3 protein-coding genes and 1 pseudogene are annotated in these 3,597 nt (G+C 58.7%); all 4 read right to left on the reverse strand.

Going from position 1 to position 3,597, the window contains the following annotated elements; translation table 11 throughout:
* Positions 1–397 (reverse strand): annotated as a pseudogene (locus EOB59_RS34020) (hypothetical protein); the annotation flags it as partial.
* Between the two features lie 25 nt (positions 398–422).
* Entirely contained in the window at positions 423–1,580 is a 1,158-nt protein-coding gene (locus EOB59_RS34025; RefSeq protein WP_128290255.1) for a TlpA disulfide reductase family protein, read from the reverse strand.
* Between the two features lie 599 nt (positions 1,581–2,179).
* Positions 2,180–3,193 (reverse strand): 1-aminocyclopropane-1-carboxylate deaminase, encoded by a 1,014-nt coding sequence (locus tag EOB59_RS34030; RefSeq protein ID WP_024505903.1) that lies wholly within the window; start codon positions 3,191–3,193, stop codon positions 2,180–2,182.
* 230 nt (positions 3,194–3,423) lie between these two features.
* Positions 3,424–3,591, reverse strand: coding sequence for an exopolysaccharide production repressor protein (locus tag EOB59_RS34035; RefSeq protein WP_245486880.1), 168 nt, complete (start codon positions 3,589–3,591; stop codon positions 3,424–3,426).
* Positions 3,592–3,597: the final 6 nt, after the last annotated feature.

Genomic DNA, 3,597 nt, shown 5'->3' on the forward strand with positions numbered 1-3,597 from the left:
TACGAATGAGCCGCAGGAGGCATTTGACGAACGGGGAAGCAAGGGCCTCGTCGTCATTGTTGACAGCAGGGCCAACCGGAGGAATTTCGTTGTTCGTCATTTCAGTCTTCGTCTTCGAGGTACGATTTCCTTTTCCTGCGATGCCCACTCCGGGTCGGCTTGCGTGGCCGACGAATGGCTTGGGCGAGCCGATCCCACGCAACAGTGTCCCGTGGCCGACCTCGAGCACGTCCACCAGTGCGAGACCTTTCACCGCGGCGCACATCGTCTGCGCCGCGATCCGACCGGTGGTCAACGCAATTGAAATCCAACCTGCCGCAAGCCGCCGCCCTGCTGCATCGACATACTTGCTGCGAAGAGAGCCTCGATGGGCGGATTGGCCAGTGTTCAATTCCAATTGTCAGTCCCTTCGCGATTCTTGCTCAGGAAGTGACTGCGTTTTTAGTTTCGGGTGCCTTGTTTTGCGGAGCCACACAAAGATCCGCGTGACAGGCAGGCTCACCCGTGTAGTTGGCCAGTGCTTGGAGCAATGGGGTAAGATAGTACTGTTTGGTGTGGTCCGGAATTGGCCCCAGCCGGTCCACCGATTTCAGTGCCACCTCGATCAACTCGATTGCGCGATCTTTGTTGCCGCTCTCGTAATAATACTGAGCTACCGGGAGGTACCGGCGGTATTTAAACGGGCCATCGCCGTTCGGGGGATTGAGTGCCAGTATCTGTTCCGAGAGCTCGTTGCCCATCGCAAAGCGCTCCGCGCGCGGAAGATGGGAATTGTCCATCGTGGGATCGAAGAGTTGGTTGAGGGCCAAGGCCATCCACGACACGGCGTCGGACGTTTTGTCTATCGCGTCCTCGACCAATTCTCGCATGACCGGCATGCCGGTCTTGATGTCGCGCAGCTTGTGAAGCAGAAGATCCGCATGAATCTGCCGGAACTCACAAGAGTCTGGCATCAAGGCGAGGCCTTCTTCGATGGCCAAGAGCGCCGCCGTCCAATCCTCGGCCTGCATCGCCGGCTCAAGTTTGGCGTATATCGGCCTGGTAAGCGACATTTCGCGCGCTGCAAGTTGGTTATGCGCGATGCGCTTTGCATCGGCGGCTTTCGCTTGATAGCTGCTGCGCCAGCTGCCGTTAAGGACTTTCGGCAAAACGTCATCGAGTTCCGCCGGGTGGCCGATAAAAGCGATGTGGCCGTCGCGGTCGACCACGAACGAGGTGGGAATCCCAATCGAAGAGCTGGGATCCATCCAGAGCTTGTTCATTTCGCCAATGTAATCGAACCCGATACGATAATTCAGATTCGGGAACTTCTCGGTCAGCCAGGCATCCACGTTGGTCCGCGCCTCGTCTGCGGTAGGACCCTGTTCGCAGGCGGCAACTCCGACCGCCTCAAATCCGCTGCCTTCATATTTCTCCTGCAGTTCGATCAAATGGGGCATGGCGTCGACACATGGTCCGCACCAAGTCGCCCAAAACTCAACGAGGTAGACCTTGCCGGGCCGAAAGTTCGTGAGGGGCTCGCCACGCAGCCAGTTCTCCACTTTGATCGCAGGAGCCGGGGACCCCATACGCAGTTCCATCTTGGTGTCCAAAGTCATTCCACACCTTTCGTCTCTTTTGTCGCGGAATATTTTCCAGTCAAAATCGGACACGGTCTCGAGGGCATCGCTCCCTCTGGCTTGCTTCAGCGAAGCTCTCACCGTGTTGCCGCACATCAAGCTGCAACGGAGGTGCCAATTCCCTCAGCTCCGGTAAGCGGCGGGAAATGCTTTGAAATTCTCCACGAGCCCAAATGCGGCCGATTGTCGTGAACCCGACATGTCTTCTGCCGCTGTCGGGTTTCGCCCTATCACTCTTGAGAGCTTGGACGGTTCGCCTGTGATTAGACTGGCCTCGGTCCTCGAGCAGTGGCAGTTTGGCGCCAGTTCGAAAGCGCGAACTCGCCGGCTTGGTCCTCGTGCCGCCACCGCCGCGTGTGGATTCTTGCCCCGGAGTCAAAATTCGCCTCGCGGTTGCCAACGGCGGCATGCGCTCAATGCGCGTGGCGTTGAGCCCCGACAGCACGTAATGGTACCAATTAGTGGATGCCCGTCGCTGCCTCCACTTCTCCAGCCAAGCGCTCGAACGACGCTACCTACCCACGTTCGAGCGCGACCGCGGAATCGCAGACTGCCGAACGTCAGCCGTTGCGAAAGGTGTAGCCGTACCCGTTGATCGCCGGCGCGCCGCCTAGATGTGCGTAGAGGACCCTCGATCCCTGTGGAAAGAAGCCCCTCTGGACGAGGTCGATCATCCCTTGCATCGATTTGCCCTCGTAAACGGGGTCCGTAATCATGCCCTCGAGCCGCGCGCACAAACGGATTGCCTCTTTGGTTTCTTCCGATGGAACGCCATAACCCGGGTACGCGTAGTCCATGAACAACACCACGTCTGCCTCGACAATTTCCGCTCCGAGGTGGACGAGCTTCGCTGTATTTTGGGCGATGCCAAGCACCTGCGCCTTGGTCTTGGCGGGCATGGCGGAGGCATCGATACCGATCACGTTGCGCTGTCGACCATCCTTGGCGAACCCGACGAGCATGCCGCCGTGGGTTGAACCAGTCACCGTACAGACGACGATATAGTCGAAGGCAAACCCAAGCTGCTCTTCCTGGGCACGCACCTCCTCAGCGAACCCCACATAGCCCAGGCCGCCGTATTTGTGGACAGAGGCGCCGGCAGGTATCGCATATGGCCTGCCGCCCCTTGCCTTGACTTCATAAAGTGCCTTTTCCCAGCTGCGGCGGATGCCGATGTCAAAGCCCTCGTCAACCAGGCGCACCTCTGCCCCCATGATGCGGCTCAAGAGGATATTGCCGACCCGGTCGTAGACAGCATCATCATGTGGGACCCAGCTCTCCTGGACCAGGAGGCATTTCATGCCGATCTTGGCGGCGACCGCAGCGACCATGCGCGTATGGTTGGACTGCACGCCACCGATTGTGACGAGCGTATCGGCATCTGACGCGATCGCGTCGGGCACAATGTATTCGAGCTTGCGCAGCTTGTTTCCGCCGAACGCGAGACCGGAGTTGCAGTCCTCGCGTTTGACGTAGATTTCCACCTTGTCGCCCAGATGCTTGCCGAGGCGGTCGAGCCTCTCGATCGGCGTGGGTCCAAAGGTGAGCGGATAACGTTCGAATTTTTCCAGCATGCTATCTCCAGCAAAAAAGTACCTGAACCGGCTACGCACCGGTCAGCCCAGGGGTATGGTCGCGTGTTAGCCGAACACAGATTCCCTATACGATCAGCTCAGTCATCAGAGGGTGACCAAAATTGGTGTGGGTCTGAGCACTGATCCTGTCATCCGCGCATCAAAGCAGCAGCACATGCTGGGCATTCGACCAAGCCGGGACACAGCTGAAAATTGCATTCCGCAGTTGATCAGAGTGAGACGACTGGTACCCGAGCTTTCCTGTAACCATCGGCATGCTGGCCCCTGTGGCGAGTTCCACGAGCGCGGCTAGAGGACTGCCAGATCAGAAAGAGCACGCGGCCGAAGGAGCCGGCCTGAAGCAGCAGCGAACAGGCCAGCGTCGTGACGACTGCCACACGGAG

The sequence above is a fragment of the Mesorhizobium sp. M7A.F.Ca.MR.176.00.0.0 genome (genome assembly GCF_004023165.1).
Classification (GTDB): domain Bacteria; phylum Pseudomonadota; class Alphaproteobacteria; order Rhizobiales; family Rhizobiaceae; genus Mesorhizobium.

Bases quoted from the DNA above. Each gene is read 5' to 3' on its own strand.
- EOB59_RS34025 (WP_128290255.1), bottom strand. From the start codon at position 1,580: ATGGAACTGCGTATGGGGTCCCCGGCTCCTGCGATCAAAGTGGAGAAC.
- EOB59_RS34030 (WP_024505903.1), bottom strand. From the start codon at position 3,193: ATGCTGGAAAAATTCGAACGTTATCCGCTCACCTTTGGACCCACGCCG.